Here is a 23,339-nt window from a genome sequence, read left to right as displayed (position 1 = left end):
GTTATTTAAGCATTTTTTCAAACCCCTGTGGAGTTATACCTCTCAGCCGATCGTGAATCGTAAGTTGAGATCCAGCATAACAGCTAGGCATCTTGTACTATCTAGATACAAGTGATATCAGCTGCCCATACTAGGTTAGACTGTTTGGGAGAGAAATCGCTATTCAACTTATGGCCAGCTACTGGCTAATTGTGGCTGCTATTTATTGTAAGTTACTCGCATAAAAGTTAGTTTATGGTAATAGGAGTACGAGCATAGATACTATGAGTCTGAATATCAAGATAGCGAAGTTCATATCTCCCTATTTCCTTGGGCAAGATTAAAGTAAAGTGCCCATTCTTACTCATAGAAGAAATTACAACCCAATTAAAATCAGGCTGATTTAATTTAGCAAGGGAAACTCTTTGATCTTTACTTTTAATGCCATTTAAATTAGGTATGGTTAGTGTTTCTCCAGCCTTAGCTTGAGTAGGTGTCTTTGAGCTTATATTTTGATCTTTAGGATCGTTTTCTGTTTCCACTACCTCTAAAGGTATCTGAACTAAAGTATGCTGCCTTTCATGCATTATATATCGAATTTCATATTGTCCTGCTTTCATAGGTGCACTTAAGGTAATATGTTGGATACCCTTTCCATGTTTAAAAAGCTGACTATATACTTCTTCGTCCCCCTGAATACTCTCTCTATCATCTGCAGGAACAATAGCAATATAATCTTTACTATCTATGGTGAGAGACCAATTAATAGGGATTTCTTCGCCAACGGTTACTGTACTTGGAGCATGGAGTATTACTTTAGGTTGAGTGATAATAATAGATGCCGAGGCTAATACTTGCCCAAGTAAAGTATAGCGAACTTCATAAAGACCAGGATTTGCTGGAGCACGTAGTTGAGCTTGTCCCTTTTTTTTCCCTCGCTGCTGTAAAAAAGATTCGCTTAATATACCGTGAGCATCCGATTCTGCACCGGCAGGTACTATTACTATATAACCACCAAAACCTTCTTGAGATACAGAAGTAGAATCCCAAAATATATTAAAGTATGCACCTGCAGCAGCATGTTCTGGGGCAGTTAAAGTGACTTGTGCTGCTATCCCATATATAGATATTACTAATAATAGTGCTGTAATTAAAAATTTTTTTATGCTCATCACGCAATTGTTCTTAGACAGTTTTAGTAATTTCTTATTATAGTGCTCTTTAAGCATTATTTTCTTTAGAGCAAATATAATCGAACCATTTAGCGCTCATCTGATCAGGCAGTCTATTTTGAATTTGACGTGCGACTAAATTATCTAGATCAATCCATGCTAGAGGTTGATCCTGTTCAGCACAAGAAAATACTGCCCGAGTACGTTTGCCTGTTTCAGGGTCAATTTGCCATTGTAAACACTGGCCACATACGCCTTTAAGCATACATTGCATTGGGCTGCCTACCATTCCAATAGCCTTTACATCAGGGTGAAAAGCAGTTTTTAGTATATCTTTTAAAGCCGTTTGCAGTCCTAATAACAAACTGGTAGATCCCATAATGAGCAATCTATTTACTTTTCCTAGAGAAAAAGGACTACTTTTAGATTCATGATAATGCTTTAGTAAAGAGACAATATCGGATTGTACAATGCTTATATCTTGAGACCGTCTTGGGGTAATTTTAGGTTCTTTATTGGTGCACCAAATCACTTGATCAGCCGATTCCTCAAGTTCATCTTGCCGATCTAGATCTGAGGCTGAGCTAAAAGAGGCGATATAAATGACTCGATTACCTGCTGCTTTAAGTGCAGGGCCTACATCGAGCATTACTGCAGCACCCCAGCGACCTGTAATCACTAATACTGTTTCATCTGCTGGAATTTCCGTAGGTGCACCCGTGGGTCCCATTAGTACAATAGGATCTCCCGGCTTTAATTTACCCACAAGACGAGGTCCCGTACCCCATTGTAAAACCATCAATCGAATCTGATCTTCTCGAACCCCAGTACCACTCACCGTAAGCAATGGAATTTGCATTTTTGTACCATCTACTTCTGGGCTATTGGTTTCATAGCTTTGAAGACGGAAAAACTGTCCTGGTCGGAAATTTTTTGCTGCAAGGGGTGCCCTTACCCAAACTTCCACTACAGAAGGATTATTTTTATTTATTTCCGTAATTTGTGGTGTAAGTAAATCTGCTATTTTTTCTTGAAAATAAGGGTAATTATCTCCTTGGTCTGATTTATGCAATAACCTAAGAGCGTTCATTATATGAGGATAGCTTCGTTTACTTGAGGCGATAGCTTTTACCACACTGCCATGAAATACAGGATGGGTATCTCCTACAAAAGTAACCTTATGTTGCTGATCGTCATAGGAAGTGAAAGGGCCAAATTCTGGTGATTTACAGTGATCTGCCACCTGTACTGGCTGTAGCCCTTCAGGGTGTTCTACATAGGGTAAAAAATGATCTGCCTCTAGTTTTAAATTCCCAGAATGCTCATGCTCATAAATGGTGTTTGGTAGCGTACCTGCAGCGATAAAGACTGCTCGAGTAGGTAAGGTAATTTCTCCTGGTGTACCTAGCCAACGTCCCTCCTCTTGCTTCATGCGCCGGCAAACAAGAGTTTTTACATGATGATACTGATCCAATTCAACTCGTAGAGGTTCTAAACCTTCTGCATAATAAAGCCCCTCCTCCATGGCTTTAATAACTTCTTCGTGGTTTCTTTGATAGGCAGGAGAAGCATTTAATCCTTTGCGATAAGCAATAGTAACTCCACCCCAGTTTTGAATTAACGAAATAAAGCCTGGATTTTCTCCTGCTTGAGTCGCTCTTTCTCGCTCTTTTTTAACCATACGACCATGATTTAGAAATTCTTCTAAAATTTCTAAATCCTCTTGGTTAAGCCCAGATCGTACTTTTTCTTCTCCTTGTTCAGCTACCATCTTTTCATACCGATCCAAGGTCTTCTCTACTTGTCGTAAGTAGTACACTTGAATCTCAGTAGCCGTATCAATAGCTGTTAATCCACCACCAATAACAACTGCAGGAAGTCTCACTTGTAAATTAGCAAGACTACTTTTCTTGCCTGCACCAGTGAGCTGTAGTGCCATTAAAAAATCACTGGCTTGTCGCATACCTCGAGCAAGGCTATTGCCCATAGAAATGGTTCTAGGCAACCCTGCACCTGTCGCAATGCATACATGGTCATATCCAAGTTCCCATGCGTTTTCTAGTTTGATGGTGCCACCAAAACGAACTCCACCAAAGACTTGAAACAGAGACCGCCTTAGTAAACTTAAATAAATGAGTTTAAGAAAGTTTTTATTCCAGCGAACTGTAATGCCGTATTCTGAAACCCCACCAAAACCAAGTAAAATACGATCATCCAAAGATTCTTGAAGATCAGACCAGTGACGTACTGGCTCTTTTATAAATTTTTCTGGTAAAGGTTCAATTTTTAACCCATCAATGCCAGTCACCGCACACCCTTCCATAGTTAGATGGTGTGCCATAGTAAAACCAGCAGGTCCCATGCCTGCAACGAGTACTTTATAACCTTGATAGGGTTTAGGTAAAAATTGCTGATGACGCAGGGGATTCCAACGAGTAAGTAGATCGTAAATTTCCACTCCCCAAGGTAAATTTAATACATCGGTCAGTACTCTAGTTTCAATTTGAGGAATATTAACTGGATCTTGTTTCTGGTAAATACAAGCTTTCATACAATCATTGCAAATGCGATGGCCTGTAGCAGGCACCATAGGATTGTCCACCATCGCCATAGCAAGTGCGGAGATAGTATAACCATCTCGCTTTAGGGTGTGCATTTCAGAAATTTTTTCTTCTACAGGGCAACCAGTAAGAGTGACTCCTAAAGAATCGGTTTTAAACCCTAACTCTGGTTGATCTTTTTTCTCAGGAAACCCTTTAGAACAGTAATCTCCCCCATGTTCATGGCAATAGACACAATAATGCACTTCTCCCTGAACTTCTCGGGTAGACATTCCCTGATCAGTTAAGGTAAATCCATCTCGTTGTCGAAAGGTTTTAGGATCAGCTTGTAGTCGCTCTAAATTACCCTGCTTTTCATGGTTAAGCACTACTAATCGAGCATGGTCCGTTTTTTGTGGTAGATGAAAACTAGTCCAACCAGAAACAGCTTTTTGTCCTTCTAGATCAGAAAGGGCAAGCACACACCATTGAGTAAACGAAAGAATAGCTTCTTCATTTGTTTCTTCATTGGCTAACAAATTCTGGGCAAATTGAGCTACCCTCAGCTCTCGATCAGAAAACGCAGATCCTACTTTAGTAAGCTGATTAGTAAGCCAAGAATCTAAAGCTGAAAAAGATAGAGTAATAGGCTGCCGATATCGTCGCCCACGCTTTAACACCCATTCTTTTTTAAAATCAAGAATAACGTCGTTACTTAAAGTGTTTTTAGCACTTTTATTTAAAGCATCTTCTATCTTAAATAGTTGGCCTATAAAGTTGTTTAAATAAAGGGATAGCTCTAAAAGTAAATGGCTTTCTTCAATAGGTGATAGGGAGATCTTGCTGTTACGATAATCAATTGTTCTCTGGTAGAGACTAGGATCCTTATTTTTTACTGATTGTAAAAACTCTTGATCTAACTCAACTAAGCCATCAAGCTCAAATAATCTAGTAAATTGACGATGATTCAAAGCAAACTCATCCCCTGATGCCATTATTTCTCCTAAAAAATCGAGTAAATTAATTTAAATATAAAAAGCTAGTAATTACGATAAAGGTGGATCGAGTTTCATTTCCACTTGCCGCTTTTTATTATTGTGGAACACTTCCAGTATTATCTTTTCCCCTGGCTTACGCCGTTTTAAAGCAAGAATCACATCTGTTGAATTACGTATTATTTGATTTTCAATAGTAACAATCACATCACCTAAATGTAATCTCCCAAAAGAGTCCCGAGTCATACCTTTCAGTCCAACACGATCTGCACTACTATTAGGAATTACTCGTAAGATTACTGCTCCTTCAACATCAATATTCTCAATCACTCGGGAAGGTAAAATTTCAACTCCTAAACTGGGTTGTTCAATTTTACCTTTAGCAATTAGCTCAGGAACTACCCAATTGACGGTATCTACAGGAATAGCAAACCCAATCCCGGCATAAGCCCCTGATGGGCTATAAATCGCTGTATTTACTCCAATAAGACGATTACTGCTATCTAGAAGTGGACCTCCAGAATTTCCGGGATTAATCGCAGCGTCAGTTTGGATTACATTACGAATAGGCACTTTAGCTACCGACTCAATTTCTCTCCCTAAGGCACTGACTACCCCTGTAGTTAAAGTTTGATCTAGACCAAAAGGATTACCAATTGCAAAAGCTTTTTGCCCTACTTGCAGGTCATTTGATCGTCCAATAGAAATAGGTTTAACCTTATTTTGAGGAATTTTAATTTTAAGTACGGCAAGATCCTCTTGAGGTGCTACCCCAACTAAAGTAGCATCCCAAGTAGTGTGATCGTATAAAGTTATTTTTGCAGCATTTGATCCTTGAATAACATGAAAATTAGTGACAATATGACCATCCTTATCCCAAATGAATCCTGAGCCTGTCCCTTTTGGAATTTCTTGTGTATTTAAACTAAACCAATCCCTACGCACAGCAAGGGTAGTAATAAATACTACAGAGGGAGAAGTACTTTGGAAAAGTCGAATAGTCGCTTGCTCTTCTGAAGAAAAGTTTCCTCGCTCTATTACCGCTCTAGGTTGAGGGTTTAAAGATGGTACTTCTGTGGATTCACACTGATTAATTGTTACCACAAATAAAACAAGCAAAAGTAGAAATAAAAAAACAGAATAAGTACTTTTACTCTGATAAAATGACATAGTAAGTGATGTAGGTAAAATTATGCCCTATGAGCAGGGGAGCGACCTTTTTCAGAAAGGTAGTAGTGATCAATTAATTTAAATGAGTTATCAAGCTCATAGACTAAAGGTACACCAGTCGGAATTTCTAACTCCATTACTTCTTCGTTGGATAATCCTGCAAGGTGCTTGCATAGTGCGCGTAGCGAATTACCATGAGCAACAATAATAAGCTCTTTTCCTGAGGCAATATCAGGCAAAATACTCTCTTGCCAGCACTGCATGACTCGATCTAGAGTAGTTTTTAGAGACTCAACCAAGGGAAGCTTACTTGGATCTATATGTGCATAACGCCGGTCAAACCGAGGATGGCGAGGATCATTTATATCCAATGCAGGAGGCTCAATATCGTAGCCACGACGCCATTGATGTACTAAATCTGCACCATATTGCTTTGCAATTTCTGCTTTGTTTAAGCCTTGCAAACTTCCGTAATGACGCTCATTAAGTTCCCAACGCTTTTCAGTAGATAACCAACTTATATCCATTTGATCCTCTACTAATCGAAGGGTATGAATAGCTCGTTTTAATAGCGAAGTATAGGCTTTATCAAACTCGTAACCAGCATCTTTTAGTATTTTACCAGCATGGCTTGCTTCCTTGATGCCATTTTCTGAGAGCTCAACATCAGTCCAGCCAGTAAAACGATTTTCTAAATTCCATATACTCTCTCCATGACGAAGTAAAGTTACTCTATGCATAAATCAGCCCTTTATTTATAAGAATTTCCCCCTAGATAGTCTATCTATACTTTAGGGCAGAAATATAAAAAAACCTATTTAATAAGCAGATAAAAAGTTTTATTTTTTTGTTGAAAATAATTATAAACTTAATAATCTACCAGAGATACTTATTTTAAAATATGATAAAAACAAGCAATTATTATTGCTAAATAGCCCCATCTTAATTATATTGAATTTTGAAGTATTCTATAAATTTTTAAACCATCTTTAATTTTATATGAATAGTGTTTTTCCTAAAAAACTAGTTTATTTTCTGTGCTTAATATTAATTAGTAGTTTTTTTAATGCTGCTCTGGCATCTGGTATAGGAAGAGATGACTATGACCAAGAAGCTGAAATGAATATAGATGATTCAGTAGATACTGAAAGTCGGAATTATTTCCGGAAACTCGGGGACCTACTTATTGCTCGACCTATATTAGGCGTAGCTACCGGATTAGGATCTGCTGTTTTTTTAGTAAGCTTACCGTTTACAGCGATTAGTGGGCATGTAGAGGGTGCTGCTAATACTTTAGTTAAAGGTCCTGCACGAGCTACATTCGCCCGTTGTTTAGGTTGTCGTACTCATAAATCAAAAGAAGAAGATTACTCAGAAAAAGATGCACCATCCAGAGATTATTCACCCAATCTAGCGGATAAATATTAATATATTAGAAATATTAGTTATTCAATAATATGATCTTCTAAATCATCTACTTCATTTTCTAAAACAATAGTTTGAGTGCTAATTGATATACCTGCTAGGTGTACTGTTTCTTCTGTACCAGAAATGAGAGGATGCCAATTAAATAATTCTTTTCCCTCACTAATGAGACGATAAGCACAGGTTTTAGGGAGCCACCTTAAAGCCTCATTAAAATTTTTCCGTAAACTAATACAATCTCCAACTACTTGAGTACGATGACAGTAATTTGAGCAGCGGCCACTATGGATATTTAATAAACGACAAGCAACATTAGTGTAAAAAATTTCTCCAGTATCTTCATCCTCTAATTTATGGAGACAGCATTGACCACATCTATCACATAGAGCCTCCCATTCTTCATTAGTCATTTCATTTAAGGTTTTATGTTTCCAAAAATTTGGTGCTACCATTACCACCCCCAATAGATATAAAAATCATTTGAGAATAACTTTAAAAACTAATTCTTGCCCCTCGCCAATAAGTTCACTACGACTTACTTTAACTATGACTTCATCACCGGGTTTTTTATCCCACATCACCTCTTTAATATTAGACATTTTCGAAACAGATTGATCATTTAAAGCAAGAATTTTATCCTTTATCTTAACTCCTGCTGTTTTCGCTGGGCTTTCTTTAGAAAAGTCCTCAACCTTAAGACCATGCTCTATAGTCTCCTCTAACATCAGTCCAAGAAATCCTGCATTAGGCAATTGTTTCTCTTGAGAGATCAAAGTATAGTTTGCAACCGCAGGCTCTATTGCTCTTTCCCAATCGTTTAATATGATAGATGTTTTTATATTAGGTAAACGACGGTAAAGTCGATTGGGAATCCCAGATCCATAAGCAAAGTGTCCATTACCAGCCAACACTACCATATAATTATCTGGATGATCTTTTAAAAAAGATGCTGCTCTATCAGCCATCGTTTCATCCCAAACAAGTTGAGCTTCATGAAAAGTCTCGAAGCTTCCAAAAAACTGAGGGTGATCCTGAAATATCCTTTTTAACCGATGAGCATACTCCTCGTCTGAAAAATCAATATCTGTGGGAATTTGTGCCTTTTCTTGTGTTGTAAGTTTACCTAATCCATCTCTACCCACCTTTTGTACAATTTCTGTCGGTGCATTTAGTGCAATTATAGGAATATGATGGGCACGGGCATACTTTAAGATAGGTTCATATAATCGAAAATCATAACGCCAACGATTATAGTATTCGGTTTTCTTGATTAGTTCATGAGTAGTTAACTTTCCAGCAATGTATTGATCCAAGTATTTTTGGAAAGGCTGTTGGAAGTATTCCATACCAATAGCTAGATTAGTATGTTTAAGATAAAGCCCACGAATAATTGAAAGCTGGTTTAGGTGATGATCAAAGCGAGGATGCTGCTCCCCAATAAAAACCACTTGATTATTAAGTAGTTTTGGAATTAGCTTGTTTATTGGTAATAGTGCTTTAAGATCAATAGCTTGTGTGGTATAGGAAGGTTGAGTATTTTCTTTAAAATGAGAGTGTTGTTTATATTCACTATGAGAATGTATCTGTTCTTCTCCGTATACTGAAACACTACTAAGAAAAAAGATAAAGTAAAGAATTAAGACAAGGGCTTTATTATTCATAAATACTAACTGAGGCTATTTAAATTATGTATTGACTATTCCATTCCTTGAGTATACAGGCTTTTCCTTTTTTTAATTTAATTAAAACCTAATAAAAATCTAGATATAAATAATATAAAAATTAGAAATAATCATATTTTGTCATCAATCATAAATAATAATTACTTATGTAATCTTAGTATTAAAAATAATTAAATATTATTACTCAAAATATCGTCACTAGTAATGACGCTCTTTAGCTAAAAAACTACTACCCAGATTAGATAGCCCCAGCAGTTTCTTCTAGCACAAAAAGAAATTTATTTGTTTATTTAAAATAAATTAATCTTTATAAACAAATATATAAAATATATTTACTCAAATTATCAGAGATTAAATTTTAATAAATTTGTGCCGCTTATATATTTTGGTATATTTTTTGCTTATTTAAACCTTAAAGGAATAAGGTTTTTAGTGACATTATTAAAATTTTTCTTATATAACACTTTATTTTTACTTATTTTTTAACTTAAATAAATAAAAATAATTCTAAAACTATCTTATGCAAGGAAAAGTAAAATATGAATGATTTCAAAAATATAACCCTAAGAAAAAATACTAACTGGAAACCAATCCAGATCTTAGGCAAATTTATTCAATATCTACAAACTCATAGGAGTAATACAGAGACTTTTATTGGTATCTATCAGCGCTATCTAGAGCTTGCAGAAGAAACGCAGGATATAAGACTTAAAGTCCTATTTCGGAAAAAAGCTCAAGAGGCTTTTATCAATTAAAGATATGAGAAGCGATGGAATAATGACAACTATTATTGGTCTTATATTCTGTTTTGTATTATTTTGTCTATCGGTAATAGTTGGTTAAGAGGAAATTTTGGAAATTTATAGTGATAAATCTTGCTGAGAGGAAGTATGGCTATCACTCTCAGCAAGGACTATCTAAGGGTTATCTTGTAAAGACTTAGTAATATAAATTACCAACCAAATCCAAACCAACCACCCGGACCACCAAACTCAGCAAAACCACCTACAGGAGGAACTGGCATAACAGGTACTACCTCTACTACTACACCAGGTGCTGGATAACCCATATAGGGATTTCCTGCATAATAAGGATTACCATAAATAGGCACGGAGGGTATTACTTCTACTACACCAGGGGCTGGATAACCCATATAGGGATTCTCTGCGTAATATGGATTATAAGGATTACCATAAATAGGTGCGGAGGGTATTACTTCTACTACTTCAGGTCCTTGATAAATTATTTCTTCTGATGGATAACCTCCTGCATAAGGGTATCCTACCCTATAGAGATTATAAGTAGTCAATGATTGTCCTACTGCATTAGTTGTTACCAATACCAACCCTAAAAATAACATCTTTTTCATCATGGCATGCCTCCACAATAGAAAAATTCAAACTATCTTTCTTTATTATTAATAATAGAACTATTTTTTATATTTTCCAGTAGGAGGGCAATTTAAATTTTTAATCAATCAGCCCATAAACTTGCAATGATAAGTACTGGGGCAAATGCGAGTGCCTCTAAAGGAGAATGGAAAACAAACTCAGAAAAATAGGCAATTTTCTCAAAAAATAGAAATATATTGTCCATAAGTAATAGCCGTCAATTTAAATTGATAGTTAATTTGCTTTTCAAAATGTTAAATTAATACGCTGCCTACCTAATAATAGATGATCTGATTCTGTAACAGGAAGCACACCATGATACCGTAATCTATCTACTCCGCCCCATACTACAATATCTCCATGGTAAATAGGAAATTTTTGAAGAGGATCTTTTCGCCTCAGGCCTCCAAATAAAAATACTGCACCAATTCCTAAAGATACGGACACTATCGGTGCATTTAAATCTTGTTCATCTCGATCTTGATGAAGGCTTAAGCAAGCACCAGGGCAATAAGAATTAATTAAACAAGCATCAGGGATAAATCCTAAAAAGCCTACTTTTTTAGCTGCATGATTAGCTAGTTCTAAAAATGCTTTGGGTAAAGGGGGCCAATCTTGATTTGTTTCAGGATCCTGTGGAGTATAACAGTATCCTTTTTTACTACTAGTCCAGCCTAAATTTCCACAATTACTCATAGCTACTGACATTTTTTGCCCGTTAGGAGTCATCATATGTCGTAAGGGTGCTTGGGCTAATATAGTATTTAAAGCAGCTAATATATTATTTATATAAGGTAGTGCGTAACCACGTAATATATAAGCTTGGATGCCAATAGGCTGGCATATATCTCCATCTACCTTAGAAAATAAATCATCAGAAAAATTATCGAGCATCATGAAAGATAATGCCTAATGTATAGCGATTACCTGAATGTAAGCGGCTTACACCATGACGCATATTTACTCGATAAAATCCTCGTTTACCCTCAATGGGTCTTTGATTTACTGGGAAAATAATCCCATCCCCACAATGTAATGAAATCACTTCAGCTCGAGATTGCATCCGTGGTCGCTGCTCGGTCAATACAAATTCCCCTCCAGTAAAATTTTGATAGGGCTGAGATAATAATATAGTCATCTGCAATGGAAAAATTTCTGTTCCATAAATATCCTGATGCAAGCAATTATAATCTCCTATTTTATATTTAAGAATTAAAGGAGTGGGTCGAGTTTGCCCTAATATGTGACATTTTTGTAGATATTCTCCATGGACTTTAGGATAGAGAGTTTTATATTTAATTGCTGACACCACTTATTAGCTAGATATGCTAGGTATGGATAAAATTCACTTCTTAGTTTCTCTATAATAATGGGCAAAGGATAAGTAAAATATTTATATTCTCCTTGGCCAAAATTGTAGCGAGCCATAGTAATTTTGCTTCGGTACAAGGAATCATTATCATATTGAGCAATGAGTACTTGGCACTCTTTTAAATCTAATAAGTTTGGAATTTTCCCATAGCCATAAGTATTTAAATCTTGATAAATCTGATTCCAAAGTAAATGAGAAATAGATTTCATACTCTTATGGCGATTTTTTAAGATAATTTAATCTGAACTTGCTTAATACTCTTTTAAAGGTTAGGTAAAATCTGATAGGTTTCTATTATGACTGATCAAGACTTATTGTATCGTTTCTTATTTGAAGAAGCAGAAATTCGAGGAGAATGGGTGCAATTAAATACCAGTTGGCAGACTATTCTCTCCTATAATATTTATCCCCCCGCTATTCAAACTCAGTTAGGCCAGCTATTGGCTGCCGGAGTATTACTTTCTGCTACCCTTAAATTTAAAGGTACACTGATTATTCAAGTACAAAGTACAGGATCTATTAAAGCCTTAGTAGCACAAGTATCTCACCAAAGAGCTATTCGAGGACTAGCCCGATGGGAAGGGGAAATTTCTCAACAACAATCATTTTCAGAGCTCTATCATTCAGGTCGGCTTACCTTAACCCTACAAAGAGAAGGTGCTTCCCCTTACCAAGGTACTGTCCCTTTGGAAGGAGAGAGTTTAGCCGAAGCACTACAATCCTATTTTATCCGATCTGAACAGCTTGAAACTCGGATATGGTTAGAATCTAATGAGGAAAAAGCAGCTGGATTTTTCTTACAAGAATTACCTAGTCAACAAGATCATGCGGTGGATTGGGAACGAGTTACTCTACTTGCTAACACAATTACCCCAAAAGAGTTATTAAGCCTTCCCTGCACAGAATTACTTTATCGTCTCTTTCATGAAGAGCAAGTACGTTTGTTTGATCCAGAACCCGTATTTTTTCGCTGTAGCTGTAGTAAAGAACGTATTGAAAATACACTGGTCGCTTTAGGGGAAAAAGAGGTGAGATTAGCTCTAGCAGAGCAAGAGAAAATAGAGGTTACTTGTGGATTTTGTAATCGACAATATCGCTTTGATTCAGTAGATATTGCCCAACTATTTAGCAGTGAAATTAAAACTCCTACCTCATCTACCCATCATTAAATGATGGGTAGATACGCATCTCAAGTTAAATTAATTTCCTTTGATTTAGATGAAACAGTCTGGCCCAGTGTAGAGGTATTAAGAAAAGCGGAAGAAACTCAGTTTCAATGGCTAGAAAAAAAAGCCCCTCGCTTAACTTTGGCACATAATATTGAAAGTTTGAGAGAACATAGACAGCATGTACGAAAGATGTATCCAGAAATGGCCTACAATCTTACTGCAATGCGGATGATTTCTTTAAACCAACTCTTACAAGAATTTAGCTACACCTTAACTTTAGCTGAAGAAGCAATAAGTATTTTTCTTGAAGCGCGTAATCAAGTGACACCTTATCCAGATGTAATTCCCGTACTCGATTGTTTAATAAAAAAGTATATCTTGGTCTCTTTGACTAATGGGAATGCGGAAGTAAGCCAAACGCCTTTAAAAAATTATTTTCAAATTTCTCTAACACCAGCTATTGCAGGTACTGCTAAACCAGATCCAGATATATTTCATCAAGTACTTAAGAAGATTAAAATCGAGCCATACCAAGCTATTCATGTGGGAGATCATCCAACCTATGATATTGCTGCAGCTCAACAGGTAGGAATGCGTGCTATTTGGATCAATCGTAATGACATGGTATGGCCAGAGGAACTGCCTCCTCCTGATGGTATCATTAATAATCTTTATGAATTGGAGCAGTGGCTATAATAGATGAATATCTATTTTCTCTTAAATTAATTTATAAGGTAAAAGTAAATATTTATGAATAATACGGCGAGCATACAATCTTCTACCCATCCTGCATTTAAGTGGTTACGGAGCCAACGAATTGATTCTCTTAATCTAACCGTAGAAGAATATGATCATAGTAAAACTGGAGCGAAACATTTCCATTTAGCAGCAGATCATCCAGAAAATGGCTTTTTGGTTGCATTTCGTACGATTCCTATGGATTCTACTGGGGTGGCTCATATTTTAGAGCATACCGTGCTATGCGGTAGTAAAAAATATCCTGTCAGAGATCCTTTCTTCATGATGCTACGCCGATCTTTAAATACCTTTATGAATGCTATGACTAGTTCAGATTGGACTGCTTACCCTTTTGCTAGCCAAAATATAAAGGATTTTAATAATTTACTGCAAGTTTATTTAGATGCAGTGTTTTTTGCCAATTTAGATTATCTAGATTTTTCTCAAGAAGGTCATCGAGTAGAGTTTGAGGAATCTAATAATCTTCAAAGTGATCTAGTATTTAAAGGAGTAGTGTTTAATGAAATGAAAGGAGCAATGAGTGCTCCTACTTCTATTTTATGGCATACTCTTTCTAGCCACTTATTTCCTACCACAACTTATCACTATAATAGTGGCGGCAAACCCAGCTGTATTCCAGATTTAACCTATGATCAGCTCAAAGCATTTTATAAAACGCATTACCACCCCTCTAATGCGATTTTTATGACTTTCGGGGATATTCCAGCCCAAAAACATCACGATCATTTTGAGACTTATGCGCTCTCCTTCTTTGAACGCCAAAATCTTCATTTTAAAGTGCCAGATGAAAAACGTTACCATATACCCATTCAAATTGAAGAAACCTATGCTCTAGATTCTGAAGAAACCACGAATAAGACTCACATTGTATTAAGTTGGCTTTTAGGTAAGAGTACTGACTTAATTGCTCAATTAAGAGCACACTTACTCTCCGAAGTCTTATTAGAAAATAGTGCCTCTCCCCTACGTTACTTGTTAGAGACTTGCGGATTAGGCTCTTCTCCCTCTCCTCTATGTGGTTTGGAAGAAAGCAATCGAGAAATGAGTTTTGTCTGCGGCATTGAAGGGTCTGATCCTACGCATGCAGAAACTCTTGAGAAGAAAATATTGGAAGTTTTAGAAGAAGTAGCTGAAAAAGGTATTCCACAAGAACAGGTAGATGCAGTACTTCATCAGCTAGAATTACATCAAAGGGAAGTAGGTGGTGATCGGATGCCCTATGGACTCCAACTATTACTAGGAGGATTATCTAGTGCGATTCATTATGGTGATCCAGTAGGGTTATTAAACCTCGATCCTGCTTTAGCGCAACTTCGGCAAGAAATTAAAAATCCTAACTTTATTCAAAACTTAGTACGGGAAAATCTACTTAATAATTCCCATAGAGTTCGCTTAGTATTAAAACCAGATTCTCATTTGAGTGCAAAACGCATCGAAGCAGAAAAATCTAGGCTTGCTCAACTTAAATCTCAAATGAGTGAAGCACAAAAGCAAACTGTCGTGGATTTAGCTACTACCCTTGTTGATCGCCAACAAAAACAGGATGATCCTGGTATTTTGCCTAAAGTAGGAATTGAAGATGTTCCTCCAGATTTAGCTATTCCTCAAGGGGAAAAAGCTAAAGTAGGTAACCTGCCACTTACTACCTACAGTCAAGGAACCAATGGTCTTGTTTATCAACATATTGTGATTGATTTGCCTCATTTAGAGGATGAATTATTAGCAGTATTACCCCACTACAGTGCGTGTTTAACAGAACTAGGAGTAGGAAATCAAGACTATCGCCAAACTCAAATTTGGCAAAGTAGCGTCAGTGGCGGAATCAGTGCAAGTAGCACTTTACGCAGTGCTATTAATGATCTACAGCAGACAAATAGTCACTTTATTTTTTCAGGTAAAGCGTTAAATCGAAACCATGGTGCATTGAATGAATTACTACAAACCACCCTAGAATCAGTAAGATTTGATGAATTAGATCATTTACGAGAAATTATGGCACAGCGAAGATCTGGATGGGAGGATAGTATTACTGGCAGTGGCCATAGTCTTGCCATGGCTGCAGCATCTAGCGGTATGAGTCCTTCTGCTGCTCTTTCCCATCGCCTAACTGGTCTTGCGGGTATTTCTTTCTTACAAAAATTAGATTCAAGCTTGGAAAATAAAGAATCTTGTGAAGAGCTAGCTCATAAATTTCAGCAAATTCATAAACAAATTTTATCTGCTCCTCGCCAATTACTTTTAATTAGCGAAGAAGAACATCAATCAGGGTTTCTTCGAAATTTACCTCAATATTGGGGGCAAAATAGCAACACTGATTACAATACTTTTACTAGGCTAACATTACCGAAAATACAAGAATCAGTACATCAAGCGTGGACCGCTAATACCCAAGTAAATTTCTGTGCTAAAGCCTATTCTACAGTACCTATTGATCATCCAGATGCTGCTGCTCTTTCAGTACTTGGTGGCTTTTTACGTAACAACTATTTACACCGTACTATTCGAGAACAGGGAGGGGCCTATGGTGGTGGAGCCAGCCAAGATTCAGAAAGTGGTGCTTTTCGCTTTTTCTCTTATCGAGATCCTCGACTCACTGAGACCTTAAAAGATTTTGATCAATCGGTACAGTGGTTATTAGACAATGATCATCCATGGCGTTTAGTAGAGGAAGCTATTTTAGGGGTAATTAGTGCCATTGATAAACCAAAATCCCCCGCTGGAGAGGCTAAAAGTGCTTTTTATAATGAACTCTATGGGCGTACCCCAGAGCAATGTCGCCGTTTTCGCAATCGTATTTTAGAAGTTAAATTAAATCATCTTAAAGAAGCAGCAGAAAAATATTTTCAGCCTGAAAAGGCAAGTATTGCCATCCTTACTAATACAGCAAGAGTTGAGCAATTAGAAGACCTAAGGCTAACTGTACATAATCTATAAAGGCTATGAAAGCGGGATTTATCGGTTTAGGTGCCATGGGTATACCCATGGCACGAAATTTAGCTAACGGCGGGTTTTTATCTACTATTTGGAATAGAACTCAAAGCGTAGCAGATACCCTTGCAAAAGAGTTACGGGTAACATCAGCACAACGGCTTAAAGATCTTGCAGAAAAAGCAGAAATTATCTTTATCTGTGTCTCTAAAGATGAGGATGTACTAGCTGTTATAGATAGTTTAAACCCCTATTTTAGTGAACGGCATATTGTTATAGACTGCTCTACTACCAGCAGTGAAACTGCGAGAAAAGTAGCTTGTATTGTTCGCAGTAAAGGGGGAGATTTTTTAGATTCCCCTGTTTCAGGAGGGGTAGAAGGAGCTCGCCAAGGCACATTAGCTTTTATGGTAGGTGGAAATGCAAATACTATATCTAAAGTCTATCCTTTACTCAATGCTATGGGTAAATTTATTACTCATATGGGAGAAATAGGAACAGGACAGGCAACTAAAGCGGTAAATCAGGTAATGGCAGCAGGTATTAATGAAGCAGTTACTGAAGCACTAGCTTTTGGTCAAGCACAGGGACTAGATATGAGTAAAGTAATAGGGGTAATTACTCGAGGAGCTGCAAGTAACTGGTTTTTAGAACATAGAGGGGACACCATGATGAAAGGAGTTTTTAATCATGGATTTAAAGTAAGATTACATCAAAAAGATTTGCAAATTTGTAAGGAAATTGGGGAACAATTAAGAATCGATTTATCTCTTACTAAAACAACTCTTGCTCACTATCAGAAGTTGATAGACCAAGGGTTTGGGGAAGAGGATATTTCTGCCCTATTTAGGCTAAAATCCTACTTATCTTGACACTGTATAACTATAAAAAGGTAAAAATAAAAAGAGTATGGCTAAATTTTTCATCAGTACAGGCGCATTCTTTGCCGCTTTAGGAATCCTTCTAGGTGCTTTTGGTGCCCATGGCTTAAAAAATAGATTAGAAACTCATATGCTAGAGGTATGGCATACCGGGGTAAATTATCATATGTACCACGCCTTAGGGCTTATTTTTATAGGAATTTTATTACATCAAATTGGAGATAGCTCGTTAATTAAATGGTCAGGCAGACTTATGATTACAGGGATTATTCTATTTTCTGGTAGTCTTTATCTGCTTGCATTCACTGGGATAAAATGGCTAGGTGCGATTACTCCTCTAGGTGGTATCAGTTTTATTACTGCTTGGTTGCTACTTAGTTTTGCTCTTTTACGTGCTAATTATTGAAAATAATAATTTTGCTCATTCTTACTATGCCCATCTTAGATCAAGCATTAATTAATCGAAAACTAAAAATAAACCAGCAAGGAAGACATTTTATCAAAGGTAATTCTATTGCACCTCCCTTCCCTGAACAGATGGAAAGAATTTTACTTGGAATGGGCTGTTTTTGGGGGGCAGAGAAAAAATTTTGGGATCTTGATGGCGTATACACTACTGGTGTAGGTTACAGTGGGGGTTATGCCTTTAACCCCTCTTACCAAGAGGTGTGCACGGGTATTACAGGTCATGCTGAGGTAGTACTTGTAATTTTTGATCCAAATATTATTTCTTACCAGAATTTACTAAAAGTATTTTGGGAATCTCACGATCCTACCCAAGGAATGCGCCAAGGTAATGATGTGGGTACGCAATACCGATCTGCAATTTACACATACAATGGGCGGCAAAACCTAGCAGCAGAAGAATCTAAATCCATATATGAAAATGCCTTAAAGCAAGCAGGATTTAGATCTATTTCTACTGAAATTAAATCGGCCCCAAAATTTTACTATGCTGAACCCTATCATCAGCAATATTTAGCTAAAAACCCAGATGGCTACTGTGGCATAGGAGGTACTGGCATTTCCTTTCCAATATAGCTCCTTAATATGAAAGTTGGCTATAGATAGCCAGCTTTATATTATTTATAGTTATCTTAATAGGGCTTTAATAGCAGATTTTTTTTGGAAATCTACTTTCAATAAAATAGAATCTACCACGCATCAAGGGTAATATCTTCAGTGGCTATCCATGCACCTACCATAGTGCCTATATGCTCTGAGTCTAAATAATAGGTATCTTGATGTGCCCAAGTGGCAGGGTTACCATGAAAATACATTCCCTGCACACATTTTCCCTGCTCACTAAATATTATATTTAGTAACTTTTGCATAAATTGATGGGTCAGTATCTTCTCTGCTGACTGACGAAATTTGCTAAAATAACGTGGATTTAAGCTTTGAGGGTTAAGGATTGAATTTAGCATGAACCCATGCTGAGTAAAAATATGACGTTCAGGATTTGCTGTCGCTTGCCGATAAATAAAGCGGTTTGAAGAGATGGCTTCTGCGTCAAAGGCTGAATTAGCCTCATCAAGAACTTGGTTAGGAATTAGATTACGTACTACCACATAGCCATATTTTTCATAATAATCTTTGATGGCTAATGGCTAATGGCTAATGGCTAATGGCTAATGGCTAATGGCTAATGGCTAATGGCTAGATATATCTTCTAAAGTGAAATAGGTAAAATCATCGGTAGGTGTTACTGGAATATCCATATGATAACCAATAGGATCGGTAATACTGTATAAATTCTTGGTATTAGTAGATGTGTTCATTTTTATGGTACCTCAATGTGAATGATTATTTTTATAACAACACAATAAACTATATTATAGTTAATATAAACCACTAAGTAGTGGATGTAGCACAAAATGAACATAACCTCTACAACTTATAAATCTCAATATAATGCCAATAAGCTACAAAAGAGATTACGCCGTCTAGTTGGGCAAGCGATTGATGATTTTAATATGATTGAATCTGGAGATAGGATCATGGTATGCCTTTCTGGAGGAAAGGATAGTTATGGGCTTTTGGATATTTTATTGAACCTTCAAAAGCATGCCCCTATTTCCTTTGAACTAATTGCAGTTAATTTAGATCAAAAGCAACCGGGGTTTCCTGAACACTTACTGCCTAAGTACTTAGAATCCATTCAAGTGCCTTATCACATTGTAGAGCAGGATACCTACAGTGTAGTTAAACGAGTCATTCCAGAGGGTAAAACTACCTGTTCACTTTGTTCTCGTTTGCGGCGAGGTATTCTTTATGGTACCGCTGAAAAGCTAGGAGCAACAAAAATTGCATTGGGTCACCATCGAGATGACATTCTAGAAACCCTGCTTCTTAATATGTTTTATGGAGGCACCCTGAAGGGAATGCCCCCAAAACTATTAAGTGATGATGGTAAAAATATTGTGATTCGCCCCCTTGCCTATTGTAGGGAAAAGGATTTGGCTGCTTATGCAGCGATTAAAGAATTTCCTATTATTCCTTGTAACCTTTGCGGTTCTCAGCCTAATCTCCAGAGGCAAGTGATTAAAGAAATGTTGCAAAGCTGGGATAAAAAGTTTCCGGGACGATTAGAGACTATGTTCCGTGCATTACAACATGTAAAACCCTCTCACTTGGCTGATCCTAGCTTATATGAATTTAAAAGTATTCAGCAGCAAAATACTCCTTTCCCAGAGGGGGATAAGGCTTTTGATGAAGAGACTCTATTAGATTTTTCAAAACTATTTGCATCAGCGGACAAAGATCAAGAGTTTTAAATATCATATCTTTTATATCCTCTAAATTTACTTCCTTCTTCCGTAGAGATTATTGGCAACAAGGATTTAATCAAGCACTAAATACCCTAGCCCGAGATTGGATCTTCGTATTTAAAGCTTGCTTATCCGTTATGTTAAGTGGCTGGCTTGCTTTTCGGTTAGAGCTTGAAGAGCCTGGTACCGCTATGCTGACCTGTGCTATTGTGTTGAATCCAAAAAGCGGTTTGGTGCTTGCTAAAAGCTTTTACCGAATTCTAGGTACTCTTGCAGGATCTTTAGTTGCGTTATGCTTAGTTGGATTATTTCCGCAAGAGCGAGCCTTTCTTCTAGGAGGTGTTGCTCTATGGCTAGGCTTATGTGCAGGTGGTGCTACCCTATTACGCAACTTTAAATCCTACGGCTTTGTACTAGCTGGTTATACTGCTGCAATTGTAATTACCCCTGTAGTAGATAATCCGCAGGATATTTTTCATTCAGTCGTTATGCGCACTTTAATGGTATTGCTAGGTATTTTAGTAACTGCAGTAATTAGCGATGTGATTATACCTCAAGGACTAGGGAGGGATCTTAAAATCACACTTTCAAAGCAATTTCAGGAATTTTTGATTCTGATTCAAAATTGCTGTCCTAATAATAATACAAAACAATCTGATGTAGAGCAGATCTATGCTAGTTTTAGTTTTCAAGCTGTTGAGGCAGAAACTCTATTAAGCTCAGCCCTATTTGAAGATACGGATATACGTAGATTTAAGAATCATATACGCCAGCTTAACCAACGTTTTATGATTGCCTCTTTTGCTTACTGCGAGCTATTGGCTTTTATGAAGCGATTGCAGCAGCAGAGTATCAATTCATATCAATTACTTGCTGATTTTTTTATACAAACTTCTAAAGATCTGGTAAAGCTATCTACCCTACCAATAGATCATCTGCTTTTTTCATTACAATCCCTGCGTAGACAATTAGAAATACAAACAGATGAACTAAAGAAGGGGTTTGATCAACACAGCTACCAGTCTATTGAATTCAATACTGGATCTCAGCTGATCATAAATTTTTTAAAGGAATTTGAAGTTTATGTTAATACTTATGCAGTAGTTATTAATTTAAGTAAGCTTCCAGAGCACTCTAATACTAAGGAGACAATTTTCAGCCATAGTCATGATTGGCTAGGAGCAATATTAGCTACTTTTCTTAGTGCTGGGGTAATTCTTGTAGATGGTCTATTTTGGATCTTGACTGAGTGGCCTTCAGGCGGCGATATGGTGGTAATGGCTGGGGTTCTATCTGCATTGATGATTAGTAGTGCCTCTAACCTAAAGAAAAAACTCAATATATTATGGATAGCATGGTTTATTGGCAGTGCATTAGCACTTTTATGTTTATTTTTAGTATTACCTTACATGGATGGATTTATCCTTCTAACTATGGGGATGCTTCCTTTTCTCATATTGATTTTTTATCTCTATACTCGCCCTTTATTCGCCTCTCTGGGGGCATTTGTCGCTTTATCGTTTTTTCTATTATTAGAGTCGGCATTTACTCAACATTATGATATTCCCCAGTATATTAATCAGGCAATTGCACTTTTATTTAGTATTTGGTTAGTCAATATTGCATTTATTTTGTTTACTCATGCCTCAGAGAGCCATTTTTTCTATAAAAGATTAGTTTACAAAATCCGAGATGAAATAGATCAGGCATGTGATAAACCACTGAATAATGCCCGTAATCACTTAGAAAGTATTCTTCGTGATTGCTATCAGCAAGTTACCATATACTTAGGAAAAGATGCTCTTGTTACACAATATATTTTAGCGTGGGCACTATCAGTACATGAAGTAGGGCATATTATGATTAAGTTACGGACTGAACAAAAGCGGACACCAGAACATCTTCAACGAAGATTAACTAGTATCATGATAGCAATAACTACTTTATATAAGGTACCAAAATATAGAAACCTATTACATGCCCAGCAAGTTGTAGCTAGAATTTTACATAGTGCGGATAAAGATAATACTAGCAACATTACGCAACAACTATACCTATTGCATTTAATTTTAATGGATCAGCAATCGGTATTTATGAATATGAAAAAGCAAAGCAACTTTGTTTAATCACCTTATGGATAATTTTCAAATACAGCCCTACATTGCAAGCTATCGAGAGCAGATTTTAGCCGTTTGGGAAAAATCTGTACTTGCTACCCATAATTTTTTATCTCTAGGTGATTTTAAAGAAATAAAGAAATTAGTAAGCAATATAAATTTTAGCGATTTTCAAGTTTTTTGCTTAATAGATAAGGATAAGGTATTAGGTTTTATTGGTATTTCGGGCAATAAGGTAGAAATACTTTTTGTAGATCCCAGTTATTTTAGGCAAGGATTTGGATATAGATTATTAAACTTTGTTGTAATAAAGTTTAACGCAAATGAAATAGACGTAAATGAGCAAAATATAAAAGCGCTAAAATTCTATGAAAAATTTGGATTTCAAAGATACGATAGATCTGAGAAAGATAACCAAGGCAGGAACTATCCTATTTTAAAAATGAGATTAGCTAACTATATATAAATTATACTCGAATGGTATTTATTCTATTTGATCTACTGCTTAAATAGAAACTTTGCTAAGTAACCCCATTCTAATTGATGTATGCAAAGAAGTTGATGAGCTACTATTTTATGCTTGAGAAGTAGCTAGTCATTTAATTTTTTAGTACTTGTTTATATATACAGATATGTATAAATCACAGAACAAACATGGTGTTCTCTTCACTGGAGGGTTGGCAGCTATTCTTGCCTCAACCTGCTGCCTTGGACCATTAATATTAGTTACCTTGGGATTTAGTGGGGCATGGATCGGTAGTCTGACAATATTGGAACCCTACCGTCCATTGTTTATCGGTGTGGCATTAATCTCGTTATTTTTTGCTTGGCGAAATATCTATTATCCAACACAACCCTGCAGCTCCGAAAAAATCTGCACAATTCCACGAGTACAAACGATTTATAAGATTACCTTTTGGACTATAGTTATTTTAGTCCTGATTGCACTCGGATTTCCATATGTTCTACCATTTTTCTATTAATTGGA

General features: G+C 36.6%; 23 protein-coding genes and 1 pseudogene. 12 read left to right on the top strand and 12 right to left on the bottom strand.

All coding sequences use genetic code 11. From position 1 onward, the window contains the following. Positions 1-227: 227 nt before the first annotated feature. Genes OOL07_RS03550 through gpmA form a run of 4 tightly spaced genes read right to left on the bottom strand, consistent with a single transcriptional unit; the run spans position 228 to position 6,596 of the window. Positions 228-1,151 (bottom strand): hypothetical protein, encoded by a 924-nt coding sequence (locus OOL07_RS03550; RefSeq protein ID WP_264695046.1) that lies wholly within the window; start codon positions 1,149-1,151, stop codon positions 228-230. A gap of 49 nt (positions 1,152-1,200) precedes the next feature. Next, on the bottom strand, positions 1,201-4,686 hold the full coding sequence (locus OOL07_RS03545) for an FAD-dependent oxidoreductase (protein ID WP_264695045.1): 3,486 nt from the start codon (positions 4,684-4,686) through the stop codon (positions 1,201-1,203). Positions 4,687-4,737: 51 nt separating this feature from the next. Continuing rightward, complete coding sequence (locus tag OOL07_RS03540; protein WP_264695044.1) at positions 4,738-5,856, bottom strand: S1C family serine protease; 1,119 nt, start codon at positions 5,854-5,856, stop codon at positions 4,738-4,740. Between the two features lie 20 nt (positions 5,857-5,876). Beyond that, positions 5,877-6,596: a 2,3-diphosphoglycerate-dependent phosphoglycerate mutase gene (gene gpmA, locus OOL07_RS03535; protein WP_264695043.1), complete on the bottom strand. Its 720-nt coding sequence runs from the start codon at positions 6,594-6,596 to the stop codon at positions 5,877-5,879. Positions 6,597-6,855: 259 nt separating this feature from the next. Between gpmA and OOL07_RS03530 the strand changes: the two genes are divergently transcribed. Continuing rightward, on the top strand, positions 6,856-7,284 hold the full coding sequence (locus tag OOL07_RS03530) for a hypothetical protein (protein WP_264695042.1): 429 nt from the start codon (positions 6,856-6,858) through the stop codon (positions 7,282-7,284). 17 nt (positions 7,285-7,301) lie between these two features. Here OOL07_RS03530 and OOL07_RS03525 read toward each other — a convergent pair whose 3' ends face one another. Beyond that, a complete protein-coding gene (locus OOL07_RS03525) occupies positions 7,302-7,733 on the bottom strand; it encodes a YcgN family cysteine cluster protein (RefSeq protein ID WP_264695041.1) in 432 nt (143 codons plus the stop codon). Positions 7,734-7,757: 24 nt separating this feature from the next. Next, a complete protein-coding gene (locus tag OOL07_RS03520; protein WP_264695040.1) occupies positions 7,758-8,942 on the bottom strand; it encodes a ChaN family lipoprotein in 1,185 nt (394 codons plus the stop codon). Positions 8,943-9,502: 560 nt separating this feature from the next. On the opposite strand from OOL07_RS03520, the gene OOL07_RS03515 reads away from it, so the two are divergent. After that, a complete protein-coding gene (locus tag OOL07_RS03515) occupies positions 9,503-9,718 on the top strand; it encodes a hypothetical protein (RefSeq protein ID WP_264695039.1) in 216 nt (71 codons plus the stop codon). Between the two features lie 197 nt (positions 9,719-9,915). Here the strand turns inward: OOL07_RS03515 and OOL07_RS03510 are convergent, their stop codons facing one another. From OOL07_RS03510 to OOL07_RS03495, 4 genes and pseudogenes are all read right to left on the bottom strand, one after another. After that, on the bottom strand, positions 9,916-10,335 hold the full coding sequence (locus OOL07_RS03510) for a hypothetical protein (RefSeq protein ID WP_264695038.1): 420 nt from the start codon (positions 10,333-10,335) through the stop codon (positions 9,916-9,918). Between the two features lie 101 nt (positions 10,336-10,436). Further along, complete coding sequence (locus OOL07_RS03505) at positions 10,437-10,559, bottom strand: hypothetical protein (RefSeq protein ID WP_264695037.1); 123 nt, start codon at positions 10,557-10,559, stop codon at positions 10,437-10,439. A gap of 41 nt (positions 10,560-10,600) precedes the next feature. Further along, a complete protein-coding gene (gene alkB, locus OOL07_RS03500; protein ID WP_264695036.1) occupies positions 10,601-11,251 on the bottom strand; it encodes a DNA oxidative demethylase AlkB in 651 nt (216 codons plus the stop codon). After that, positions 11,238-11,782: pseudogene (locus OOL07_RS03495) on the bottom strand (2OG-Fe(II) oxygenase). Before OOL07_RS03495 ends, alkB begins: the two are co-directional and overlap by 14 nt. A gap of 240 nt (positions 11,783-12,022) precedes the next feature. Here OOL07_RS03495 and hslO point away from each other — a divergent pair. From hslO to msrA, 6 genes are read left to right on the top strand one after another with little or no spacing between them, the layout of a single operon-like run. Beyond that, positions 12,023-12,895 carry an Hsp33 family molecular chaperone HslO gene (hslO, locus tag OOL07_RS03485; RefSeq protein WP_264695033.1) on the top strand — a complete coding sequence of 291 codons (873 nt, stop codon included), beginning with the start codon at positions 12,023-12,025 and terminating at the stop codon, positions 12,893-12,895. Further along, positions 12,896-13,591, top strand: a complete 696-nt coding sequence (locus tag OOL07_RS03480; protein ID WP_264695032.1) for an HAD family hydrolase — start codon at positions 12,896-12,898, stop codon at positions 13,589-13,591. It abuts the gene before it with no gap. A 54-nt stretch (positions 13,592-13,645) separates the two neighbouring features. Further along, positions 13,646-16,588 carry an insulinase family protein gene (locus OOL07_RS03475; protein ID WP_264695031.1) on the top strand — a complete coding sequence of 981 codons (2,943 nt, stop codon included), beginning with the start codon at positions 13,646-13,648 and terminating at the stop codon, positions 16,586-16,588. A 5-nt stretch (positions 16,589-16,593) separates the two neighbouring features. Beyond that, a complete protein-coding gene (locus tag OOL07_RS03470; protein ID WP_264695030.1) occupies positions 16,594-17,454 on the top strand; it encodes an NAD(P)-dependent oxidoreductase in 861 nt (286 codons plus the stop codon). A gap of 37 nt (positions 17,455-17,491) precedes the next feature. After that, positions 17,492-17,869 (top strand): DUF423 domain-containing protein, encoded by a 378-nt coding sequence (locus OOL07_RS03465; RefSeq protein ID WP_264695029.1) that lies wholly within the window; start codon positions 17,492-17,494, stop codon positions 17,867-17,869. Between the two features lie 26 nt (positions 17,870-17,895). Further along, positions 17,896-18,504 (top strand): peptide-methionine (S)-S-oxide reductase MsrA, encoded by a 609-nt coding sequence (gene msrA, locus OOL07_RS03460; RefSeq protein ID WP_264695028.1) that lies wholly within the window; start codon positions 17,896-17,898, stop codon positions 18,502-18,504. A 113-nt stretch (positions 18,505-18,617) separates the two neighbouring features. Here msrA and OOL07_RS03455 read toward each other — a convergent pair whose 3' ends face one another. Beyond that, on the bottom strand, positions 18,618-19,064 hold the full coding sequence (locus OOL07_RS03455) for a phytanoyl-CoA dioxygenase family protein (RefSeq protein ID WP_264696320.1): 447 nt from the start codon (positions 19,062-19,064) through the stop codon (positions 18,618-18,620). A 51-nt stretch (positions 19,065-19,115) separates the two neighbouring features. Beyond that, positions 19,116-19,244, bottom strand: coding sequence for a hypothetical protein (locus OOL07_RS03450; protein WP_264695027.1), 129 nt, complete (start codon positions 19,242-19,244; stop codon positions 19,116-19,118). A 96-nt stretch (positions 19,245-19,340) separates the two neighbouring features. Here OOL07_RS03450 and ttcA point away from each other — a divergent pair, with 96 nt between their 5' ends. The 4 genes from ttcA (at position 19,341) to merT (ending at position 23,334) form a co-directional block, all read left to right on the top strand. Further along, positions 19,341-20,240 carry a tRNA 2-thiocytidine(32) synthetase TtcA gene (gene ttcA, locus OOL07_RS03445; protein WP_319804021.1) on the top strand — a complete coding sequence of 300 codons (900 nt, stop codon included), beginning with the start codon at positions 19,341-19,343 and terminating at the stop codon, positions 20,238-20,240. Then, positions 20,189-22,360 carry an FUSC family protein gene (locus OOL07_RS03440; protein ID WP_319804040.1) on the top strand — a complete coding sequence of 724 codons (2,172 nt, stop codon included), beginning with the start codon at positions 20,189-20,191 and terminating at the stop codon, positions 22,358-22,360. The genes ttcA and OOL07_RS03440 overlap by 52 nt, the downstream gene beginning before the upstream one ends. A gap of 7 nt (positions 22,361-22,367) precedes the next feature. Further along, complete coding sequence (locus OOL07_RS03435) at positions 22,368-22,817, top strand: GNAT family N-acetyltransferase (RefSeq protein ID WP_264695026.1); 450 nt, start codon at positions 22,368-22,370, stop codon at positions 22,815-22,817. A gap of 166 nt (positions 22,818-22,983) precedes the next feature. Next, entirely contained in the window at positions 22,984-23,334 is a 351-nt protein-coding gene (gene merT, locus OOL07_RS03430) for a mercuric ion transporter MerT (RefSeq protein ID WP_264695025.1), read from the top strand. Positions 23,335-23,339 lie beyond the last annotated feature (5 nt).

It is taken from the genome of Candidatus Nitrosacidococcus sp. I8 (assembly GCF_945836005.1).
In the GTDB taxonomy this organism is placed as follows: Bacteria; Pseudomonadota; Gammaproteobacteria; order Nitrosococcales; family Nitrosococcaceae; genus Nitrosacidococcus.
The sequence above is the reverse complement of the archived record's forward strand: the minus strand, read 5'-3'. Positions and strand labels throughout refer to the sequence as shown.

Excerpts from the sequence above, each read along its gene's own strand:
- OOL07_RS03465 (WP_264695029.1), top strand. The coding sequence starts at position 17,492 with ATGGCTAAATTTTTCATCAGTACAGGCGCATTCTTTGCCGCTTTAGGA.
- OOL07_RS03435 (WP_264695026.1), top strand. The coding sequence starts at position 22,368 with ATGGATAATTTTCAAATACAGCCCTACATTGCAAGCTATCGAGAGCAG.
- OOL07_RS03475 (WP_264695031.1), top strand. The coding sequence starts at position 13,646 with ATGAATAATACGGCGAGCATACAATCTTCTACCCATCCTGCATTTAAG.
- OOL07_RS03480 (WP_264695032.1), top strand. The coding sequence starts at position 12,896 with ATGATGGGTAGATACGCATCTCAAGTTAAATTAATTTCCTTTGATTTA.
- OOL07_RS03515 (WP_264695039.1), top strand. The coding sequence starts at position 9,503 with ATGAATGATTTCAAAAATATAACCCTAAGAAAAAATACTAACTGGAAA.
- OOL07_RS03525 (WP_264695041.1), bottom strand. The coding sequence starts at position 7,733 with ATGGTAGCACCAAATTTTTGGAAACATAAAACCTTAAATGAAATGACT.
- OOL07_RS03505 (WP_264695037.1), bottom strand. The coding sequence starts at position 10,559 with ATGGACAATATATTTCTATTTTTTGAGAAAATTGCCTATTTTTCTGAG.
- OOL07_RS03545 (WP_264695045.1), bottom strand. The coding sequence starts at position 4,686 with ATGGCATCAGGGGATGAGTTTGCTTTGAATCATCGTCAATTTACTAGA.
- OOL07_RS03450 (WP_264695027.1), bottom strand. The coding sequence starts at position 19,244 with ATGAACACATCTACTAATACCAAGAATTTATACAGTATTACCGATCCT.
- OOL07_RS03540 (WP_264695044.1), bottom strand. The coding sequence starts at position 5,856 with ATGTCATTTTATCAGAGTAAAAGTACTTATTCTGTTTTTTTATTTCTA.
- ttcA (WP_319804021.1), top strand. The coding sequence starts at position 19,341 with ATGAACATAACCTCTACAACTTATAAATCTCAATATAATGCCAATAAG.
- OOL07_RS03530 (WP_264695042.1), top strand. The coding sequence starts at position 6,856 with ATGAATAGTGTTTTTCCTAAAAAACTAGTTTATTTTCTGTGCTTAATA.
- OOL07_RS03550 (WP_264695046.1), bottom strand. The coding sequence starts at position 1,151 with ATGAGCATAAAAAAATTTTTAATTACAGCACTATTATTAGTAATATCT.
- merT (WP_264695025.1), top strand. The coding sequence starts at position 22,984 with ATGTATAAATCACAGAACAAACATGGTGTTCTCTTCACTGGAGGGTTG.
- OOL07_RS03520 (WP_264695040.1), bottom strand. The coding sequence starts at position 8,942 with ATGAATAATAAAGCCCTTGTCTTAATTCTTTACTTTATCTTTTTTCTT.
- OOL07_RS03510 (WP_264695038.1), bottom strand. The coding sequence starts at position 10,335 with ATGATGAAAAAGATGTTATTTTTAGGGTTGGTATTGGTAACAACTAAT.
- alkB (WP_264695036.1), bottom strand. The coding sequence starts at position 11,251 with ATGATGCTCGATAATTTTTCTGATGATTTATTTTCTAAGGTAGATGGA.
- gpmA (WP_264695043.1), bottom strand. The coding sequence starts at position 6,596 with ATGCATAGAGTAACTTTACTTCGTCATGGAGAGAGTATATGGAATTTA.
- hslO (WP_264695033.1), top strand. The coding sequence starts at position 12,023 with ATGACTGATCAAGACTTATTGTATCGTTTCTTATTTGAAGAAGCAGAA.
- msrA (WP_264695028.1), top strand. The coding sequence starts at position 17,896 with ATGCCCATCTTAGATCAAGCATTAATTAATCGAAAACTAAAAATAAAC.
- OOL07_RS03470 (WP_264695030.1), top strand. The coding sequence starts at position 16,594 with ATGAAAGCGGGATTTATCGGTTTAGGTGCCATGGGTATACCCATGGCA.